This window comes from Streptomyces sp. NBC_01546 (assembly GCF_045208355.1).
Taxonomy (GTDB): Bacteria; Actinomycetota; Actinomycetes; order Streptomycetales; family Streptomycetaceae; genus Streptomyces.
On the sequence record NZ_CP109379.1, the window covers coordinates 5771190 to 5790698 of the forward strand.

Sequence of the window (19509 nt, forward strand, 5' to 3'; positions counted from 1 at the left end):
CGTCCTGGAGGAGGAGCGCATCCGTACTCGAACAGTGCGGTAATGGAGACAGGGCCCGTACTGTGGGTTCTGTTGGTGACCTGGAGCACAGTCCGTCTAGAAGGGGGCGCGCGAAGCCCATGAGCGGTGTCATGAAGCGTATGGGGATGATCTTCCGCGCGAAGGCGAACAAGGCCCTGGACCGGGCCGAGGACCCGCGCGAGACCCTCGACTACTCCTACCAGAAGCAGCTCGAGCTGCTCCAGAAGGTGCGCCGCGGAGTCGCCGACGTGGCGACCTCCCGCAAGCGCCTGGAACTGCAGCTGAACCAGCTCCAGAGCCAGTCCGGCAAGCTGGAGGACCAGGGCCGCAAGGCCCTCGCCCTGGGCCGCGAGGACCTGGCCCGCGAGGCCCTGTCCCGTCGCGCCTCGCTCCAGCAGCAGGTCAGCGACCTGGAGGTGCAGCACCAGACCCTGCAGGGCGAGGAGGAGAAGCTGACCCTCGCCGCACAGCGCCTCCAGGCCAAGGTGGACGCCTTCCGCACCAAGAAGGAGACCATCAAGGCCACGTACACGGCGGCCCAGGCCCAGACCCGGATCGCGGAGTCCTTCTCCGGCATCTCCGAGGAGATGAGCGACGTCGGCCTGGCCATCCAGCGGGCCGAGGACAAGACCGCCCAGCTCCAGGCCCGTGCCGGAGCGATCGACGAGCTGCTGGCCTCCGGCGCGCTCGACGACCAGAGCGGGCTCGGCTCCAAGGACGACATCCAGGCCGAGCTGGACCGCCTGTCGGGCGGTACGGACGTGGAGCTGGAGCTCCAGCGGATGAAGGCCGAGCTGGCGGGCGGCCCGTCCGCGCAGCAGCAGGCCATCGAGGGCGGCGCCCCGGGCACCGCCCAGCAGCCCCAGACCCAGCACCGGTTCGACAAGCAGTAGGACGGGGTCCGTCATGATTGTCCGCATCATGGGGGAGGGCCAGGTGAAGGTGGCCGACAGCCACTTTCCCGAGCTCAACAAGCTGGACGACGAACTGCTCGCGGAGATGGAGAACGGTGACGAGACGGGCTTCCGGCGCACGCTGGGCGCACTGCTCGATGCCGTACGGCGGCTCGGCGAGCCGCTTCCCGACGAGGCGCTGGAGCCGTCCGAGCTGATCCTGCCCGGGGACGGCGCGACTCTGGACGAGGTCCGGGAGATGCTCAGCGACGACGGCCTGATCCCGGGCTGAAGCCGCCACGCAGTGAAACGACGACGGGCCCTCCCCTTCCCGGGGAGGGCCCGTCGTCGTGTTCACACTGCGCCGTCTTCACACTGCGCCGTCTTCACACTGCGCCGTCTTCACTGCGTGGGCGGCTTCTCCACGGCCGCCCGCTCCGGGTCGGGGGTCCCGCCGATGAAGTTCTCGAACTTGCGGCGCGGCAGCGCCCAGCGCCGGTCGTGGTGGAAGGCGCGCAGCCCGGACTTGGCCCGGGCGCGGGGGCGTTTCGCGTAGAACCTCTTGGCATACGGGGACCCGGGCCGGGCCAGCCGGATCGCGCCGATCAGCGCCACGAAGGGGACGACCACACCGAAGAGGGCGGTGCGCGCCTTGCCCTTCCACAGGGCGATCAGGGCCAGGAAGAAGTTGGTGGCGGTGTTCATGGCGACCAGTCCGCGGCTCTGGCGTTCCTCCTGGGTCAGCTCGTTCACCCCGAAGGGCAGGAATCCGCCCAGTACCAGCGCCACCAGCGCGGCCGTCAGGACCACGATCTCCACGCTCTTGCGGCCCTGCTCGCTCCAGTAGACGTCGTCGAGGTGCAGGATCAGCGCGAACTCGTCCAGCACCAGGCCCGCCCCCAGCCCGAAGAGCACGGCCGAGATCATCGCGCCCAATCCGTACCGGCCGCTGCCGACCGCCCCGAAACCGCCGATGATCACGAGGATCACCCCGGGCACCACGTGGTGGATGTGCATCCCGCCCGGGGTGATGTTCTTGAAGGGCCCCCGTCCGGCCCGGATCATCCGGGTGATCGTGCGGGTGACCAGGAACGACGTAACGAAGGAGAGCAGGGCGAGCAGCAGGGGCAGCTTCCCCGGTTCGACGATGTTCCGATACCACCAGTGACCCATCCCACGGACTCCCTATTTGGCACGTAATGGGTAATTTACCGTCCGTGGTGAGCGGGTAGCGTTCGGGCCGATGACAGATTCGTTCGATGACCATTCGCCGACGCCGCCCCCGGAACGCGCCTCGTTCCCCGACGGCGTCCGCTTCGCGTTCGGCACCCTGACCGTGCTGCCCGCCCGCATCACCCGCTGGGACCGCCCCGCCGCTCGTACCGGCATGGCCTGCGCCCCGCTCGCCGGGCTGGTCGTCGGGCTGCTCGCCGCCGTGCCCGGAGCGCTCCTGCTGGTGCTCGGCGGCGGACCGCTGCTCGCCGCGGCCGTCACCGTCGCCGTCCCGGCGGCGCTCACCCGGGGCCTGCACCTGGACGGGCTCGCCGACACGGCGGACGGCCTGGGCAGCGCCAAACCGGCCGACGAGGCCCTGCGCATCATGAAGCAGTCCGACATCGGCCCCTTCGGCGTCGTGGCCCTGGTGCTCGCCCTGCTGGTGCAGGTGGCCGCCCTGTCCGACGCCTACGCCGACAGCTGGAACCGCGGCGCCCTCGCCGCGGTGACCGCCGCCGTCACGGCCCGCCTCGCCATGACCCTCGCCTCCCGCGAAGGGGTCCCGCCCGCCCGTCCCGAGGGGCTCGGCGCGGCGGTCGCCGGGGTGGTCCCGCGCGCCGCGGCCGCCGCCGTCACCGCCCTGGTCGTGGTGCTCGCCGCGGCCGCCGCCCTCCCGCTGGGCCTCCCGGCCGCCGGCCGGCAGGCCGCCGCCGTCCTGGCCGCCCTCCTCGTCGCGGAACTGCTGCTGCGCCGCTGCGTCCGGCGCTTCGACGGGGTCACCGGCGACGTGTTCGGAGCCCTGGCCGAGGTCTCCGCGACCACCGCCCTGATCGTCCTCGCCCTGGGCTGACCCGCCCCCGGCCGCGCGGGCCCACGTACCCTCACCCCGTGGACCACATTCCGACGGACCCGACCCCCGCCGTGCCCGCCGCGCCCATCAAGGTGCTGCTCGCCGACGACCAGGCACTGCTGCGCAGCGCCTTCAAGGTGCTCGTCGACTCCGAACCGGACATGGAGGTCGTCGGGGAGGCCTCCGACGGGGCGCAGGCCTACGCGCTGGCCCGGCAGACCCGCGCCGACGTCGTGCTCATGGACATCCGGATGCCCGGGACCGACGGGCTCGCCGCCACCCGCATGATCAGCGGCGACCCGGAACTGGCCGCCGTGCGCGTGGTGATGCTGACGACCTTCGAGGTCGACGAGTACGTCGCCGCCGCCCTGCGGGCCGGCGCCTCCGGCTTCCTCGGCAAGGGTGCCGAGCCCGAGGACCTCCTCAACGCCATCCGGGTCGCGCACGCCGGCGAGGCCCTGCTCTCCCCGGCCGCCACCAAGGGACTCATCGCCACCTTCCTCGCCCAGGGCGGCGGCGCCGACCCGGCCGCCGCCTCGGCCGGGGCCGGCTCGCACGCGCAGCGGCTCGCCGCGCTGACCGTCCGGGAGCGCGAGGTCCTCGTCCACGTCGCCGCGGGGCTGTCCAACGACGGGATCGCCGGACGGCTCGAGGTCAGCCCGCTCACCGTCAAAACCCACGTGAACCGGGCCATGGCCAAGCTCGGAGCCCGCGACAGGGCCCAATTGGTGGTCATTGCCTACGAATCGGGACTGGTCCGGCCACGCGCGGAGTAGTGCGGCACCTGACGGAGTAGGCCGGCGTACTGCGGACGCGGTATGCCGGAGATAAGGACGGGACCTGCGAGCGACGCCCGGGTGCCGTGACGTGCGAAAGGCTGAACTGCCCTCCATTACGTCACTGCAGAGAGATCCCATACCCATGTCGTGGCTGTCCCGCTTCAGCCTTGCCCAAAGGGCGTTGATCGGCCTCGTGTCGATCGTCGCGCTCCTCTTCGGCGCCATAGCCATCCCGCAGCTCAAGCAGCAGCTGCTGCCCTCCATCGAACTGCCCATGGTGTCCGTGCTCGCGCCGTACCAGGGCGCCTCGCCCGACGTGGTGGAGAAGCAGGTCGTCGAGCCGATCGAGGCCATGCTCAAGGGCGTCGACGGCATCACCGGCATCACCTCCACCGCCAGCGAGGGCAACGCCCTCGTCATGGCCACCTTCGACTACGGCGACAGCGGCACCAAGCAGCTCGTCGCCGACGTCCAGCAGGCCGTCAACCGGGCCCGCGTCCGGCTGCCCGCCGAGGTGGACCCGCAGGTGGTGGCCGGTTCCACCGATGACATCCCGACCGTCATCCTCGCCGTCACCTCCGACAAGGACCAGCAGGCCCTCGCCGACCAGCTGGAACGTTCCGTCGTCCCCGTCCTCTCGGACATCGAGGGCGTCGGCCAGGTCACCGTCGACGGCGTCCAGGACCTCCAGGTCACCGTCACCCCCGACAACGCCAAGCTCGCGGCCGCCGGCCTCGACGGCGCCGCCCTCGCCCAGGGCCTCCAGGCGGGCGGCGCGACCGTACCCGCCGGCTCCTTCGACGAGGAGGGCAAGAACCGGACCGTGCGCGTCGGCGCCGGCTACACCTCCCTCGCTCAGGTGCAGGACCTGCGCCTGAGCCCCGCGCCCGGCAAGCCGGCCGTCCGGCTCGGCGACGTCGCCACCGTGAAGCAGGAGGCCGCCAAGGCCGTCTCCATCACCCGGACCAACGGCAAGCCCAGCCTCGCCCTCGTCCTGACCATGGACAAGGACGGCAGTGCCGTCGCCATCTCGGACGCCGTCAAGGACAAGCTCCCCGAGCTGCGTTCCACGCTCGGCGCCGGCGCCGACCTGACCGTCGTCAGCGACCAGGGCCCGGCCGTCGCCAAGTCCATCTCCAGCCTCACCACCGAGGGCCTGCTCGGCCTGCTGTTCGCGGTGATCGTGATCCTGGTCTTCCTGGCCTCGCTGCGCTCGACGCTGGTCACCGCGGTCTCCATCCCGCTGTCCGTGGTCCTCGCGCTCATCGTGCTGTGGACCCGCGACCTGTCGCTCAACATGCTGACCCTGGGCGCGCTCACCATCGCCATCGGCCGCGTCGTCGACGACTCGATCGTGGTCCTGGAGAACATCAAGCGCCACCTCGGCTACGGCGAGGAGCGCGAGGCCGCCATCATCACCGCGGTCAAGGAGGTGGCCGGCGCGGTCACCTCCTCCACGCTCACCACCGTCGCCGTGTTCCTGCCGATCGGCCTGACCGGCGGCATGATCGGCGAGCTCTTCGGCTCCTTCTCGCTCACCGTCACCGCCGCCCTGCTGGCCTCGCTGCTTGTCTCGCTGACGGTCGTGCCGGTGCTCTCGTACTGGTTCCTCAGCGCGCCGAAGGGCGTGACGGCGGGGGACGAGGAGAGCGCCGCCAAGGCCCGTCGCGAGGCCGAGGAGAAGGAGGCGCGCAGCAAGCTCCAGCGGTTCTACGTACGGGTCCTGGGCTTCGCCACCCGGCGCCGCCTGACCAGTGTGGCCATCGCGGTCGTCGTGCTGGTCGGCACCTTCGGGATGACCCCGCTGCTGAAGACCAACTTCTTCGACCAGGGCGAGCAGGACGTCCTGACGGTCAAGCAGGAGCTGGCCCCCGGCACCTCGCTGGCCGCCTCCGACGCGGCGAGCCGCAAGATCGAGCAGGCACTGGCCTCGGTCGAGGGCGTCAAGAGCTACCAGGTCACCGTCGGCTCCTCCGGCTTCCTCGCCGCCTTCGGCGGTGGTACGGGCTCCAACCAGGCCTCCTACCAGGTCACCCTGAAGGACTCAGGCAAGGCGGACGACGTCAAGAAGCAGATCGAGGGCAAGCTGGCCGCTCTCGACGGCATCGGCGAGACCCGGATCGCGGCGGGCGACGGCTTCGGCAGCCAGAACCTCAGCGTGGTCGTCAAGGCCGGTGACGGCGAGGTCCTCGCCAAGGCCGCCGAGCAGGTCCGCGCGGAGGTGGCGAAGCTCAAGGACGTCACCGACGTGCAGAGCGACCTGTCCCAGTCCGTGCCCCGGATCTCGGTCACCGCCACCCCCAAGGCCGCGGACGCGGGCCTCAACCAGGCCGCGCTCGGCGCGATCGTCGCCCAGGCCGTACGGGGCAACCCGGCGGGCAAGGCCGTCCTGGACAACACCGAGCGCGACATCGTCATCAAGTCCGCGCAGCCGGCCACCACCCTGGCCGAACTGCAGGCCCTGCCGGTCGGGCCGGTCAAGCTCGGTGACATCGCCGAGGTCAAGGTGGTCCCCGGCCCGGTCGCGATGACCCGGATCGACGGCGCCCGCGCCGCCACCGTCACCGCGAAGCCGGTGGGCGACAACACGGGCGCGGTCAGCGCCGAGCTCCAGACGAAGCTCAAGGCCCTGGACCTGCCGGAGGGCGCCACCGCCTCCATCGGCGGCGTCTCGGAGGACCAGGACGAGGCCTTCGCCTCGCTGGGCCTGGCCATGTTCGCGGCCATCGCGATCGTGTTCATGCTGCTGGTCGCGACCTTCCGCTCGCTGATCCAGCCGCTGATCCTGCTGGTCTCCATCCCGTTCGCGGCGACCGGCGCGCTCGGCCTGCTGATCGCCACGGGCACCCCGATGGGCGTCCCGGCGATGATCGGCATGCTGATGCTCATCGGCATCGTGGTGACCAACGCGATCGTCCTGATCGACCTGGTCAACCAGTACCGGGCCCAGGGCATGGGCGTCGTCGAAGCCGTCGTCGAGGGCGGCCGGCACCGCCTGCGCCCCATCCTGATGACGGCCCTGGCGACGATCTTCGCGCTGCTCCCGATGGCGCTCGGCGTCACCGGCGAGGGCGGCTTCATCTCGCAGCCGCTCGCGGTCGTGGTGATCGGCGGCCTGGTCAGCTCGACCCTGCTGACCCTGCTCCTGGTGCCGACGCTCTACACGATGGTGGAGCTCCGCAAGGAGCGCCGCCGCGCCAAGCGCTCCGCCAAGCGCGAGGCCCGCCTGACGGTGGTCCCGGCCCCCGCCCCGTCCTCGGACGACGACCCGGTCACGGTCTGACCGGGTCCGACCCGCACAAGCCGAAGGGCCGCCCCTTGATCGGAGGGGCGGCCCTTCGGGCTTTCACACGGTGGGGGAGCGGGGGCTACGGGAGCGCCAGCATCCGCTCCAGGGCGAGCTTCGCGAAGCTCTCGGTCTCCTTGTCGACCTGGATCTGGTTGACGAGGTTGCCCTCGGCCAGGGACTCCAGGGTCCACACCAGGTGGGGGAGGTCGATGCGGTTCATCGTCGAGCAGAAGCAGACCGTCTTGTCGAGGAAGACGACCTCCTTGTCCTCCGCGGCGAATCGATTCGCCAGGCGGCGGACCAGGTTGAGCTCGGTGCCGATCGCCCACTTGGAGCCGGCCGGGGCCGCCTCCAGCGCCTTGATGATGTACTCCGTCGAGCCGACGTAGTCCGCGGCCGCCACGACCTCGTGCTTGCACTCGGGGTGGACCAGGACGTTCACACCGGGGATGCGGGCGCGCACGTCGTTGACCGAGTCGACCGAGAACCGGCCGTGGACCGAGCAGTGCCCGCGCCACAGGATCATCTTGGCGTTCCGCAGCTGCTCGGCGGTCAGGCCGCCGTTCGGCTTGTGCGGGTTGTACAGGACGCAGTCGTCCAGGGACATGCCCATGTCGCGGACGGCGGTGTTGCGGCCCAGGTGCTGGTCCGGGAGGAACAGGACCTTCTCGCCCTGCTCGAACGCCCACTCCAGGGCCTTCTTCGCGTTGGACGAGGTACAGATCGTGCCGCCGTGCTTGCCGGTGAAGGCCTTGATGTCGGCGGAGGAGTTCATGTACGAGACGGGGACCGTCGCACCGGCTATGCCGGCCTCGGTCAGCACGTCCCAGCACTCCGCGACCTGCTCGGCGGTGGCCATGTCGGCCATCGAGCAGCCCGCGGCCAGGTCCGGCAGGACCACCTTCTGGTCGTCCGAGGTCAGGATGTCCGCGGACTCGGCCATGAAGTGCACGCCGCAGAAGACGATGTACTCGGCCTCCGGCTTGGCGGCCGCGTCCTTGGCCAGCTTGAAGGAGTCACCGGTGACGTCGGCGAACTCGATGACCTCGTCACGCTGGTAGTGGTGGCCGAGGATGAAGACCTTGTCCCCGAGCTTCTCCTTGGCCGCGCGGGCGCGCGCCACGAGGTCCGGGTCGGACGGCGAGGGCAGGTCGCCCGGGCATTCCACCCCGCGCTCGCTCTTGGGGTCGGCTTCGCGGCCGAGCAGCAGCAGGGCAAGGGGCGTCGGCTGGACGTCCAAAGGCTGGGCGGTGGTCACGACACGCACCCTTTCTGTTCTGCGACGAGTGACTGACGAGGGACTTCTTGCGGCATCGGTTCGACTTCTCGTCTACTTGACGCTATCTATCATAACCGCTTCACGTCACTTTGACGATGCCCGATAGTGTCAATGTGACGCATTACCCCGTCGATCCGTAGGGCCCGCCCGATCCGTGGTGTGCGAGCATGAATATCTGAAACAAGCGTCGGGTCCCGGAATGAAACCGCGGTCCCGCTCGTTGCCACCGACGGCAAGAGTCCGACGTTTCCCCGCCTCCGGCGGGGAGCCGCCCACTTCGGGAGTGAATGCAGATGTCCGTACAGGACGACAAGACCACTGTGAGCGACGGCATCCTCCTGTCCGACGCCGCCGCCGACAAGGTCAGGACCCTGCTGGAGCAGGAAGGCCGCGATGACCTCGCGCTGCGCGTCGCCGTCCAGCCCGGCGGTTGCTCCGGCCTGCGCTACCAGCTCTTCTTCGACGAGCGCTCCCTCGACGGCGACGTCGTGAAGGACTTCGACGGTGTGAAGGTCGTCACCGACCGGATGAGCTCCCCGTACCTGCACGGTGCGTCCATCGACTTCGTCGACACCATCGAGAAGCAGGGCTTCACGATCGACAACCCGAACGCCACGGGCTCCTGCGCCTGCGGCGACTCGTTCAGCTAAACCTGAACCCGTACGAACGAGGGCCCGTCTCCGTCGCCTGCGCGACCGGAGACGGGCCCTCGTCCGTATGTCCGGGAACCGCCGCTACTGCCGGGGGAGCGGCTTGCCCGTGGTCGCGTCGACCACCTTCCGCTCGCCCAGCGGCTTCTCGAGCGTCACCGTGACGGACATCTCCTGCGCGAGCATGATGCACGCCTGGCCCGGCTGGTTCGGAGTGTCCGTGATCTTCACCAGGACCGACTCGGCGGACTCCCGGGCCGAGGCGGAGTAGGTGCTGCACACGCTGCCCCAGAAGTTCACGGTCAGCTTCCGGTCGGCCTGCGCGTACGAGAATCCGGGCACGGTACGACCGTCCTTCGGGGGGACCGGGTTGGCAGAGGCCTGCTCGGCGGCGGCCGGCTCGGCCACCGTGTGGCCCGGGGCGCCGCCCTTGCCCGCCACCTCGAACAGCCAGGCCGGGACCAGACCCCGCGCCCCGTCCACCGTCCCGGGCGCCAGCCCGAGCACGGCGCCCTTGACCGTCTCCGTACGCGGCGGCTTCATCGGCCGCGGCTCCGGGTTGCACGGCGGGGTGTCCGTGGCCCCCACCGGCTGGTCCGGGTCCAGTGGCACCGAGGTCGCGCAGCCGCTGGGGCCGGTACCGGTGCCGCCCGAACCGCCCGACCTCGCGTTCAGCCTGGCCAGCGCCTCCACGGCCCCGACCACCGGCTGGTCGGCCGCCCGTACGGGGGCCTTCAGCTCGCCGCTGCCCGACACCACCGAGCCGTCGGCGGCCACGCTCACCTTGGTGGACCAGCCCTGCGTGGGCAGCCCGCCGACCACCGGGTCCGCGCTCACCACCCGTACCGAGCCCTGGGCCAGCCGGGCGTCCAGCGCGGCCCCGTCCTGGCCGGCGGCGCCCAGCACCGGGCGGGCCGCCGCCTTGGCCGCCTCCTCGGAGACCGGCTTGCCGGAGCCCGCGTTCCCCGCGCCCCCCGCGTCCCGCGGCAGCGTGGCCGGGCCGCAGGTGTCCTTGCCGCGGACGCAGTCGTCGCCCGCGCCGTTGTCCGAGCCGGTCTGGAAGCGGCTGAAGTTCCAGGTCCCCGGGGCCGTACGGGTGACCGTGAGCCGCGGCCCGGAACCGTCGGCGGCCTCCCCCACCAGCCAGACGTCCCCGTTCAGCCGAGGCGCGCCCGGCAAGCCCAGGGCCGAGGCGAGGCGGGCCACCTCCGCCGAGGTGACCTCCCCGGACGCGGTGAAGGCGGGCGCGGAGGCCGGAGCCTCCGGAAGCTGCACGTCGGCCCGGTAGACCACGCCCTCGCCGGACGGATCGGGCTCCCCGGGCGCGATGCCGGGCCCGGACGGATCGCCCGCGTCACGGGGCGCGGAGGCCGCGCTGCGCTCCGTACCGGGGTCCGCACCGTCGCCGTGGGCGGTGGACGCCCAGTACGCGGTACCGCCGCCCGTCAGCAGCACGGCAGCCGCGATCGAGCCGACGGCCCAGGACGGCCGCCGTCGTGTACCGCGTGATGTGCCGGGTTGTTCGCTGGTCACCGCATCGCTCCTTCACCTGTCGCGTCCTGCCTGATGCGGGTGTGACGGAACAGACGCGCAACCGGTTCCCGACCTACTGGTCCCCGTACGCGGCGGTGGAGGCGATCAGCCGCGCCGAGGCCGGCGGGACGCTGATCCCGTGGATCTGCGAGGGTGCCACGCGGACCGGCCGGGGACCGGCCTCGGCCGCCCAGTGCGGGGCCATCCGGGCGCAGTCGCCCAGCAGCCGGGCGAAGCCGGGCTGCCGCGAGCCTTCCGCGCCACGCCTCTCGGCGGTGTACTCGGTGTACTCGGAGTAGCCGAAGCCGTCGGTGTAGGTCATGAAGGCACCGTAGGCACCGCGCCGTGGGCGAAGAAAGGCCTACTACGGGGTAGTTTCGGCCGTTCGGCCCGGGGCCGTCGACCGGGTAGTTTTGACTGTCCCCGTTGCCGACCTCCGCAGGAGCGTCCACGCCGTGCGCATCGCAGTCACCGGCTCCATCGCCACCGACCACCTCATGACCTTCCCCGGCCGTTTCGCCGACCAGCTGGTCGCGGACCAGCTGCACACGGTCTCCCTCTCCTTCCTCGTCGACAACCTCGACGTCCGGCGGGGCGGTGTCGGCCCGAACATCTGCTTCGGCATGGGGCAGCTCGGCAGCCGCCCGATCCTGGTCGGCGCCGCCGGCTACGACTTCGACGAGTACCGCGCCTGGCTCGACCGGCACGGCGTCGACACCGACTCGGTCCGGATCTCCGAGGTGCTGCACACCGCGCGCTTCGTGTGCACCACGGACGCCGACCACAACCAGATCGGCTCCTTCTACACGGGCGCGATGAGCGAGGCCCGCCTGATCGAGCTGAAGGCCGTCGCCGACCGGGTCGGCGGGCTCGACCTGGTCCTGATCGGCGCGGACGACCCCGAGGCGATGCTGCGCCACACGGAGGAGTGCCGGACGCGGGGGATCCCCTTCGCCGCCGACTTCTCGCAGCAGATCGCCCGGATGGACGGCGACAGCATCCGCACCCTGATGGAGGGCGCGACGTACCTCTTCTCGAACGAGTACGAGAAGGGCCTCATCGAGTCCAAGTCGGGCTGGACGGACGCCGAGATCCTGGCCAAGGTCGGCACGCGCGTGACCACGCTCGGCTCGAACGGCGTCCGGATCGAGCGGCTCGGCCACGACCCCATCGTGGTCGGCTGCCCGGAGGAGACCGCGAAGGTCGACCCGACGGGTGTCGGCGACGCGTTCCGCGCCGGGTTCCTGACCGGGCTGAGCTGGGGCGTCGGCCTGGAGCGTGCCGCGCAGCTGGGCTGCATGCTGGCGACCCTGGTCATCGAGACCCTGGGCACCCAGGAGTACACGCTGGCGCGGGCCCACTTCATGGAGCGCTTCACGAAGGCGTACGGCGACGAGGCCGCGACCGAGGTCAAGGCCCGCCTGTCCTAGCCTCCGACCCGCGCCTCCGCCGGCGGGGCTGGGTTGCCCGCAGGGCAATTACAGCCCCGCCGGCGTTTGAGGCGCGGGTCCGGGCGGAGCCCGGTGCCCGGCGGAGCCGGGGTCAGACCAGGCGGCGGACCGTGTACGCCACGCCCCTGGGGCGCTCGGCTTCGCCGAGGTACGCGTGCCCCCGCATACCGCACCACGCCGGGATGTCCAGCCGGGCCACCTCGTCGTCGGAGACGACCGTGACCGTCCCCCCCACCGGCACCCGCCCGATCGCGGCAGCCAGCTCGATCACCGGCTGTGGGCACCGCAGCCCGAGCGCGTCCAGCTCCAGGGACTCCGACTCCGGGGCCACCGTGACGGCTTCGCTCACGCCCAGCCGTTCCCGTACCCCGGACACCGCCCCCGGCAGCACCTCCAGGAACCCGTTGACCTCCTCCGCCGTGGTCCCCGGCGGCAGGGACACCCGTACGTTCCCCTCCGACAGCACCCCCATCGCCCGCAGCACGTGACTGGGGGTCAGCGTCGAGCTCGTGCAGGACGAGCCCGAGGAGACCGAGTACCCGGCCCGGTCCAGCTCGTGCAGCAGGATCTCGCCGTCGACGTACAGGCAGGAGAACGTGACCAGGTGGGGCAGGCGGCGGTCCGGATGGCCCACCACCTCCACGTCCGGGACCAGGCGGACCACCCGCCGCCGGATCCGGTCCACCAGGATCCGCAGCCGGGCCGCCTCCGCGTCGGCCTCCGCCCGTACGGCACGCAAGGACGCCGCCGCCGCCACGATCGCGGGAAGGTTCGCGAAGCCGGGGGAGCGGCCCGACTCCCGTTCGTCCGCCGGGTGTTGGGGGGAGAACCGGACCCCCTTGCGCACCGCCAGCAGCCCCACTCCCGGCGGGCCGCCCCACTTGTGCGCACTGGCGGCCAGAACGGACCAGGCGCCTTCCACCGGCCCCCAGGCCAGCGACTGCGCCGCGTCCACCAGCAGCGGGACCCCCGCCTCCGCGCAGACCCCGGCCACCTCCGCCACCGGCTGGACCGTGCCCACCTCGTGGTTGGCGGACTGGAGACAGGCCAGGGCGGTCGACGGGCCCACGGCGTCCGCGTACCCGGCGGCGGTCACCGCGCCGTACCGGTCCACCGGGACCTCGGCGACCGTCCCCCCGGAGGCCTCGTGGACCTCCGCCGCGTGGAGTACAGAACTGTGTTCGACCGCCGATACGACCAGATGGCCACCGACGCGCCGGCGCCCCGCGAGGACCCCCGCGACCCCCGTGTGAACCGCGTGCGTCCCCGAAGGAGTGAACACCAGCTCGTCGGCCCGGCATCCCACCGCCTCCGCGGCCGCCTCCCGCGCCGCGTCCAGCAGCAGCCGCGCCCGCCTGCCCTCCCGGTACAGGCGGGCCGGATCGGCCCAGCCCTCGTCCAGGGCGGCTTGCAACGCCTGCCGGGCCACGGGGTGCAGGGGGGCGGCGGACGCGCTGTCGAAGTACGGCATACGGGCACGCTAACCGGCGACCGGCAGCGCCCGAGGTCAGGGGCCGTCAGATGTCCTCCGGAGCCCGCCATTCAGGGCCACTCGCACCGTCCCCCGGACGGCGGATCCATCCCTTCGGGGGCAGTAGCGGCGCGTTGGGCACCCTCCCCGCGCGACCCCAAATAGCGTCCAGTAGGGTTTGGTCCGCATAAACATCCAAACCCCTGCCTGCGTCAGGGCCGGCGACCGACCCGAACACGGCCGCGCCCGGCCGCGCGGGCCGAGACTCTCGGGAAGGCGCTACGTGAGTCCCTACGGCTCCGACCGCTCGCCGCGGCGCCCGATGCGGCGGAAGCTGCTCCAGGCGCTGACTGCGGGCGCGGTCCTGGCGACCGCCACTGGTTGCTCGTATAACTGGCAAGACTTCCCCCGCCTCGGAATGCCCTATCCGGTCACGGAGGAGGCGCCTCGCATCCTGTCCCTGTGGCAGGGGTCGTGGGCAGCTGCTCTCATCACGGGCATCCTGGTCTGGGGCCTGATCATCTGGAGCATCATCTTCCACCGGCGCGGCCGGACGAAGGTGGAGGTCCCCCCGCAGACCCGGTACAACATGCCCATCGAGGCGCTGTACACCGTGGTCCCGCTCATCATCGTCTCGGTGCTGTTCTACTTCACCGCGCGTGACGAGTCGAAGCTGCTCGCCCTCTCGAAGCCGGCGCACACGATCAACGTGATCGGCTTCCAGTGGAGCTGGGGCTTCAACTACATCGAGGACGTCGACGGCGACAAGGCGTCCCCGAAGGGGGGCGAGGTTCCCAAGGAGCTCTCGACCATCCCGGACCGGTTCACCAAGGACTTCCCGGCCGGCGCCGAGGGCGTCTACGAGAAGGGTGTTCCCGGCGACCGGAACCCGCAGACCGGAAACCCGGGGCCGACGCTGGTCCTCCCCAAGGGTGAGAAGGTCCGCTTCATCCTGTCGTCGAACGACGTCATCCACTCCTTCTGGGTGGTCCCCTTCCTGTTCAAGCAGGACGTCATCCCGGGCCACACCAACGTCTTCGAGGTCACCCCGAGCCAAGAGGGCACCTTCATGGGCAAGTGCGCCGAGCTCTGCGGCGTCGACCACTCCCGGATGCTCTTCAACGTCAAGGTGGTCTCGCCCGAGAAGTACCAGGAATACCTGAAGGAGCTGGCGGAGAAGGGGCAGACCGGCTTCCTCCCGGCCGGCATCAAGCAGACCGACCCGGCCCGGAATGCGGAAGTGAACAAACTGTGAGCATCCTCAACGAATCCCAGGGTGCCGCCGAAGCTGACTCGTATGAGAACGAGCTGCCGGTGCGGCGCAAGCAGCCGGGCACCGTGGTCGTGAAGTGGCTCACCACCACCGACCACAAGACCATCGGCACGATGTACCTGGTCACGTCGTTCGTGTTCTTCCTCATCGGCGGAATCCTGGCGCTCTTCATGCGCGCCGAGCTGGCCCGTCCGGGCACGCAGATCATGTCGAACGAGCAGTTCAACCAGGCGTTCACCATGCATGGCACGATCATGCTGCTGATGTTCGCCACCCCGCTGTTCGCCGGATTCGCGAACTGGATCATGCCGCTGCAGATCGGCGCGCCCGACGTGGCGTTCCCGCGGCTGAACATGTTCGCGTACTGGCTGTACCTCTTCGGCTCGACCATCGCGGTGGCCGGCTTCGTCACCCCGCAGGGTGCCGCCGACTTCGGCTGGTTCGCCTACTCCCCGCTGTCGGACGCGGTCCGCTCGCCGGGCATCGGCGCCGACATGTGGATCATGGGTCTGGCCTTCTCGGGCTTCGGTACGATCCTCGGCTCGGTCAACTTCATCACCACGATCATCTGCATGCGCGCGCCCGGCATGACGATGTTCCGCATGCCGATCTTCACCTGGAACGTGCTGCTGACCGGTGTTCTGGTCCTGCTCGCCTTCCCGGTGCTGGCCGCCGCGCTCTTCGCGCTGGAGGCCGACAGGAAATTCGGTGCGCACGTCTTCGACGCGGCCAATGGCGGCGCCTTGCTGTGGCAACACCTCTTCTGGTTCTTCGGACACCCAGAGGTGTACATCATCGCGCTGCCGTTCTTCGGAATCGTTTCCGAGGTCATCCCGGTCTTCTCCCGCAAGCCGATGTTCGGTTACATCGGTCTGATCGCGGCGACGATCGCGATCGCCGGCCTCTCGGTGACCGTGTGGGCCCACCACATGTACGTCACCGGCGGTGTGCTGCTGCCGTTCTTCTCGTTCATGACCTTCCTGATCGCGGTACCGACCGGTGTGAAGTTCTTCAACTGGATCGGCACCATGTGGAAGGGCTCACTGTCCTTCGAGACTCCGATGCTCTGGACGATCGGCTTCCTGGTCACCTTCACCTTCGGTGGTCTGACCGGCGTCATCCTGGCCTCGCCCCCGATGGACTTCCACGTCTCCGACTCGTACTTCGTCGTCGCGCACTTCCACTACGTCGTCTTCGGCACTGTGGTCTTCGCGATGTTCGCGGGCTTCCACTTCTGGTGGCCGAAGTTCACGGGCAAGATGCTGGACGAGCGCCTCGGCAAGATCACCTTCTGGACGCTGTTCATCGGCTTCCACGGCACCTTCCTGGTGCAGCACTGGCTGGGCGCCGAGGGCATGCCGCGTCGTTACGCGGACTACCTCGCGGCCGACGGCTTCACCCTGCTGAACACCATCTCCACGATCAGCTCGTTCCTGCTCGGCCTGTCGATGCTGCCCTTCATGTACAACGTCTGGAAGACGGCGAAGTACGGCAAGAAGATCGAGGTCGACGACCCGTGGGGTTACGGCCGTTCGCTCGAGTGGGCTACGTCCTGCCCGCCGCCTCGGCACAACTTCCTCACCCTGCCGCGGATCCGCTCCGAGTCCCCGGCGTTCGACCTGCACCACCCGGAGATCGCGGCCCTCGACCACCTCGAGGACCACAGCGTGGCCGCCCAGGCCGTCACCGGTGGCAAGGAGGCCGGCAAGTGAAGATCCAGGGCAAGATGTTCCTCTGGCTCTCCTTCTTCATCCTGATCATGGCCGTCGTGTACGGCGTGTGGTCGAAGGAGCCCGTAGGCACCACCGCGCTCTTCCTGGCCTTCGGCCTGAGCGTCATGATCGGCTACTACCTGGCCTTCACGGCCAAGCGTGTCGACGAGATGGCCCAGGACAACCTGGAGGCCGACGTCGCCGACGAGGCGGGCGAGCTGGGGTTCTTCGCCCCGCACAGCTGGCAGCCGCTCTCGCTGGCGATCGGTGGCGCCTTCGCCTTCATGGGCGTCATCTTCGGCTGGTGGCTCATGTACTTCTCGGCCCCGATCATCCTGATCGGCCTGTGGGGCTGGGTGTACGAGTACTACCGCGGTGAGAACCAGAACCAGTAGCAGTACCGCTCACGCGTGTGAACCCGGGGCCCGGACACCTCTTCGGAGGAGTCCGGGCCCCTCGTTTGCAGTCACCCCGCGCGCCGTAATTGTCATATCTTCATAGCGTTGGCTCCATGAAGCACTCACCGCGTCTTTGGACGGTACTCAGCTGCTCCCTGCTGGTCGCGTCCCTCGGGGCCGGCGCCACCGCATGCGGGTCCGGCGACAACCCGCTGTCAGCCCGCCCGTACGACGCGGGCGAGCAAGTCGCCTTCAACCAGGCCGCCGGCGGCCGCCCCGTGGACCCCGACAAGCCCCTCGAAGTCACCACGAAGGGGGGTGAGGCACGCATCACCGACGTCACCGTCGTGGACACCCACGGCCGCCGCCTGGCGGGCGAACTGTCCGCCAAGGGCGACCGCTGGCACAACACGGTCCCCATGGCCGCAGGCGTCCGCTACACGGTCACCGTCAGCACCGAGAACGGCAAGGGCGCCCCGGGGCAGCGCACGATCACGTTCGACACCACCCCGGGCAAAGGCGTCCTGAAGGTGGAATTCGGCCCGGACGAAGGCAAATACGGCGTCGGACAGCCCCTCACGGCCGAACTCAGCGAACCCGTCAAGGACAAGGCCGCCCGCGCCGTCGTCGAACGGGGCCTCGCCGTCAGCGCCCCCTCCGGCGTCGAGGGCGCCTGGCACTGGGTCGACGACAAGAACCTCCACTATCGGCCCAAGGAGTACTGGCCGGCCAACACGGAGGTCTCCGTACGGAGCAACCTGGAGGGCGTCAGGGTCTCCGACCACCTCTACGGGGCCGCGGCCAAGCCGCTGAAGCTGCAGATCGGCGACCGCGTCGAGGTCACCACCGACGCCTCCTCGCACTACCTCACGTTCAAGCGCAACGGAGAAGTGATCAACACCATTCCGGTGACCACCGGAAAGCCCGGCTTCTCCACCCGCAACGGGGTCAAGGTGGTGCTCGGCAAGCAGTACTTCGTCCAGATGCGCGGCGACACCGTCGGCATCGGCGGCAGCGAGTACTACAACCTGCCCGTCTACTACGCCACTCGCGTCACCTGGAGTGGTGAATACGTCCACGCCGCGCCGTGGTCCGTCGGCTCCCAGGGCTACGAGAACGTCAGCCACGGCTGCACCGGCATGAGCACCGGCAACGCCGCCTGGTTCTACGAGAACATCACCGAGGGCGACGTCGTGCAGGTGATCAACAGCATCGGCGACGACATGGACATCTTCGGCAACGGCTTCGGCGACTGGAACATGGACTGGAAGGACTGGCGCCAGGGCAGCGCCCTCCTCAAGGGCACCCAGGAAGGCCGCAGCCCCATCGACCAGGCGCGCCTGCGGCCCACCGTCTGACGCGGGGCCGTCCGCGGACCCACGGGAACCCCGTGCGCCCGCGGACGCCCTGTCAGGCCGCCGAGGAGGACAGGCGGGAGCGCAGCAGGGCCGCCAGTGCGTCCGCGAACTCCACCGGGTCCACCGGAAGGGTCACGGCGGCGTCCGCACGGCTCCACGTGGCCAGCCAGGCGTCCTGGGGGCGCCCCATCAGCAACAGCACCGGTGGGCACCGGAAGATCTCGTCCTTGATCTGGCGGCACACGCCCATGCCCCCGGCCGGAACCGCCTCGCCGTCCAGCACGCACACGTCGATGCCGCCCGCGTCCAGCTCCGTCAGAACCGCCGGCAGCGTGGCGCACTCCAGGAACTCCACCGGCGGCAGGTCCGCGGCCGGCCTGCGCCCTGCCGCCAGCCGCACCTGCTCCCGGGTGCCCGCGTCGTCGCTGTAGACCAGAACCCGCGCAGTCGCCCGCATTTCGTTCCTCCACGTGTCACGTGAATCACGTTGATGTTGCGCGGGATGCTACTCCTCCAGATGCGCTGTCAACATCGGTTCGCACACCCTCGCACGAGACGCTCATTGGCTCATCTGATGGGCCGTTCGGGCCTTGCACACGCCCCGGACACTCCGAACGGCACCCCCCGGGGTGAGGGCGGGATAAGCGACCGACATAATGTCGGTCGTGGCGACAGCAACGACAGTAGATACCGGGCACGCGCACCCGACGGTCAACCGGCCGAACCTCGTCAGCGTCGGAACCATCATCTGGTTGAGTTCCGAGCTGATGTTCTTCGCGGCCCTCTTCGCGATGTACTTCACCCTGCGATCCGTGACGGGTCCCGAGTACTGGACAGAGCAGGCTTCGGCCTTGAATCTGCCCTTCTCGGCGACGAACACGACGATCCTGGTGCTCTCCTCGCTCACCTGCCAGCTCGGCGTATTCGCAGCCGAGCGCGGTGACGTGAAGAAGCTCCGGTCGTGGTTCATCATCACGTTCGTCATGGGTGCGATCTTCATTGGCGGCCAGGTGTTCGAGTACACCGAGCTGGTCAAGCACGAGGGCATGAGCCTCTCGTCCGGTCCGTACGGCTCGGTCTTCTACCTGACCACCGGGTTCCACGGTCTGCACGTGACGGGCGGTCTCATCGCCTTCCTGCTGGTCCTCGGCCGGACGTACGCGGCCAAGAGGTTCACCCACGAACAGGCCACGTCGGCCATCGTCGTGTCCTACTACTGGCACTTCGTCGATGTCGTCTGGATCGGCCTCTTCGCCACGATCTACCTGATCAAGTAGCGAAAACGTCACCGGGCACGACCCGGCACTCCATCCAGAAACACCGACGCAGAAGATCCT

At 69.9% G+C, this 19509-nt stretch carries 18 protein-coding genes; 12 read left to right on the forward strand and 6 right to left on the reverse strand.

The window, feature by feature from the left end:
* Positions 1-119 precede the first annotated feature (119 nt).
* Both OHA89_RS26390 and OHA89_RS26395 read left to right on the forward strand, forming a co-directional pair.
* Positions 120-914: a PspA/IM30 family protein gene (locus OHA89_RS26390; RefSeq protein WP_215140611.1), complete on the forward strand. Its 795-nt coding sequence runs from the start codon at positions 120-122 to the stop codon at positions 912-914.
* A 13-nt stretch (positions 915-927) separates the two neighbouring features.
* Entirely contained in the window at positions 928-1206 is a 279-nt protein-coding gene (locus OHA89_RS26395) for a PspA-associated protein PspAA (RefSeq protein WP_266610109.1), read from the forward strand.
* Positions 1207-1316: 110 nt separating this feature from the next.
* Here OHA89_RS26395 and OHA89_RS26400 read toward each other — a convergent pair whose 3' ends face one another.
* Entirely contained in the window at positions 1317-2087 is a 771-nt protein-coding gene (locus OHA89_RS26400; RefSeq protein WP_266610110.1) for a hypothetical protein, read from the reverse strand.
* A 70-nt stretch (positions 2088-2157) separates the two neighbouring features.
* On the opposite strand from OHA89_RS26400, the gene OHA89_RS26405 reads away from it, so the two are divergent.
* The 3 genes from OHA89_RS26405 to OHA89_RS26415 all read left to right on the forward strand — a co-directional run bounded on the left by OHA89_RS26405 (position 2158) and on the right by OHA89_RS26415 (position 7041).
* Entirely contained in the window at positions 2158-2979 is an 822-nt protein-coding gene (locus tag OHA89_RS26405; RefSeq protein ID WP_266610111.1) for an adenosylcobinamide-GDP ribazoletransferase, read from the forward strand.
* 38 nt (positions 2980-3017) lie between these two features.
* Entirely contained in the window at positions 3018-3755 is a 738-nt protein-coding gene (locus OHA89_RS26410) for a response regulator transcription factor (RefSeq protein ID WP_257556657.1), read from the forward strand.
* Positions 3756-3900: 145 nt separating this feature from the next.
* The gene (locus OHA89_RS26415; RefSeq protein ID WP_266610112.1) at positions 3901-7041 is read left to right on the forward strand and encodes an efflux RND transporter permease subunit; all 3141 of its coding nucleotides are present in this window, start codon (positions 3901-3903) and stop codon (positions 7039-7041) included.
* Positions 7042-7126: 85 nt separating this feature from the next.
* Here the strand turns inward: OHA89_RS26415 and nadA are convergent, their stop codons facing one another.
* On the reverse strand, positions 7127-8314 hold the full coding sequence (gene nadA, locus OHA89_RS26420) for a quinolinate synthase NadA (protein ID WP_257556659.1): 1188 nt from the start codon (positions 8312-8314) through the stop codon (positions 7127-7129).
* Positions 8315-8619: 305 nt separating this feature from the next.
* Here nadA and erpA point away from each other — a divergent pair, with 305 nt between their 5' ends.
* Positions 8620-8976, forward strand: coding sequence for an iron-sulfur cluster insertion protein ErpA (erpA, locus tag OHA89_RS26425; protein WP_214940913.1), 357 nt, complete (start codon positions 8620-8622; stop codon positions 8974-8976).
* 84 nt (positions 8977-9060) lie between these two features.
* On the opposite strand, the gene OHA89_RS26430 is transcribed toward erpA, so the two are convergent.
* Complete coding sequence (locus tag OHA89_RS26430; RefSeq protein WP_406367276.1) at positions 9061-10509, reverse strand: hypothetical protein; 1449 nt, start codon at positions 10507-10509, stop codon at positions 9061-9063.
* 73 nt (positions 10510-10582) lie between these two features.
* Entirely contained in the window at positions 10583-10831 is a 249-nt protein-coding gene (locus OHA89_RS26435) for a hypothetical protein (RefSeq protein ID WP_215140769.1), read from the reverse strand.
* A 133-nt stretch (positions 10832-10964) separates the two neighbouring features.
* Here OHA89_RS26435 and OHA89_RS26440 point away from each other — a divergent pair, with 133 nt between their 5' ends.
* Positions 10965-11939, forward strand: a complete 975-nt coding sequence (locus OHA89_RS26440; protein ID WP_257556662.1) for a carbohydrate kinase family protein — start codon at positions 10965-10967, stop codon at positions 11937-11939.
* Between the two features lie 112 nt (positions 11940-12051).
* On the opposite strand, the gene OHA89_RS26445 is transcribed toward OHA89_RS26440, so the two are convergent.
* Positions 12052-13431 carry a cysteine desulfurase/sulfurtransferase TusA family protein gene (locus tag OHA89_RS26445; RefSeq protein WP_266610120.1) on the reverse strand — a complete coding sequence of 460 codons (1380 nt, stop codon included), beginning with the start codon at positions 13429-13431 and terminating at the stop codon, positions 12052-12054.
* A 283-nt stretch (positions 13432-13714) separates the two neighbouring features.
* Between OHA89_RS26445 and coxB the strand changes: the two genes are divergently transcribed.
* The 4 genes from coxB to OHA89_RS26465 all read left to right on the forward strand — a co-directional run bounded on the left by coxB (position 13715) and on the right by OHA89_RS26465 (position 18172).
* The gene (coxB, locus tag OHA89_RS26450) at positions 13715-14686 is read left to right on the forward strand and encodes a cytochrome c oxidase subunit II (RefSeq protein ID WP_266610122.1); all 972 of its coding nucleotides are present in this window, start codon (positions 13715-13717) and stop codon (positions 14684-14686) included.
* Positions 14683-16416 (forward strand): cytochrome c oxidase subunit I, encoded by a 1734-nt coding sequence (gene ctaD / locus OHA89_RS26455; RefSeq protein WP_215140601.1) that lies wholly within the window; start codon positions 14683-14685, stop codon positions 16414-16416. The genes coxB and ctaD overlap by 4 nt, the downstream gene beginning before the upstream one ends.
* Positions 16413-16811: a cytochrome c oxidase subunit 4 gene (locus OHA89_RS26460; protein ID WP_215140600.1), complete on the forward strand. Its 399-nt coding sequence runs from the start codon at positions 16413-16415 to the stop codon at positions 16809-16811. The genes ctaD and OHA89_RS26460 overlap by 4 nt, the downstream gene beginning before the upstream one ends.
* A 116-nt stretch (positions 16812-16927) precedes the next feature.
* Positions 16928-18172 (forward strand): Ig-like domain-containing protein, encoded by a 1245-nt coding sequence (locus OHA89_RS26465; protein WP_266610125.1) that lies wholly within the window; start codon positions 16928-16930, stop codon positions 18170-18172.
* Between the two features lie 52 nt (positions 18173-18224).
* Here the strand turns inward: OHA89_RS26465 and OHA89_RS26470 are convergent, their stop codons facing one another.
* Positions 18225-18629, reverse strand: a complete 405-nt coding sequence (locus OHA89_RS26470) for a hypothetical protein (RefSeq protein WP_215140598.1) — start codon at positions 18627-18629, stop codon at positions 18225-18227.
* Positions 18630-18828: 199 nt separating this feature from the next.
* Here OHA89_RS26470 and OHA89_RS26475 point away from each other — a divergent pair, with 199 nt between their 5' ends.
* Positions 18829-19449: a heme-copper oxidase subunit III gene (locus tag OHA89_RS26475; protein WP_257556665.1), complete on the forward strand. Its 621-nt coding sequence runs from the start codon at positions 18829-18831 to the stop codon at positions 19447-19449.
* Positions 19450-19509 lie beyond the last annotated feature (60 nt).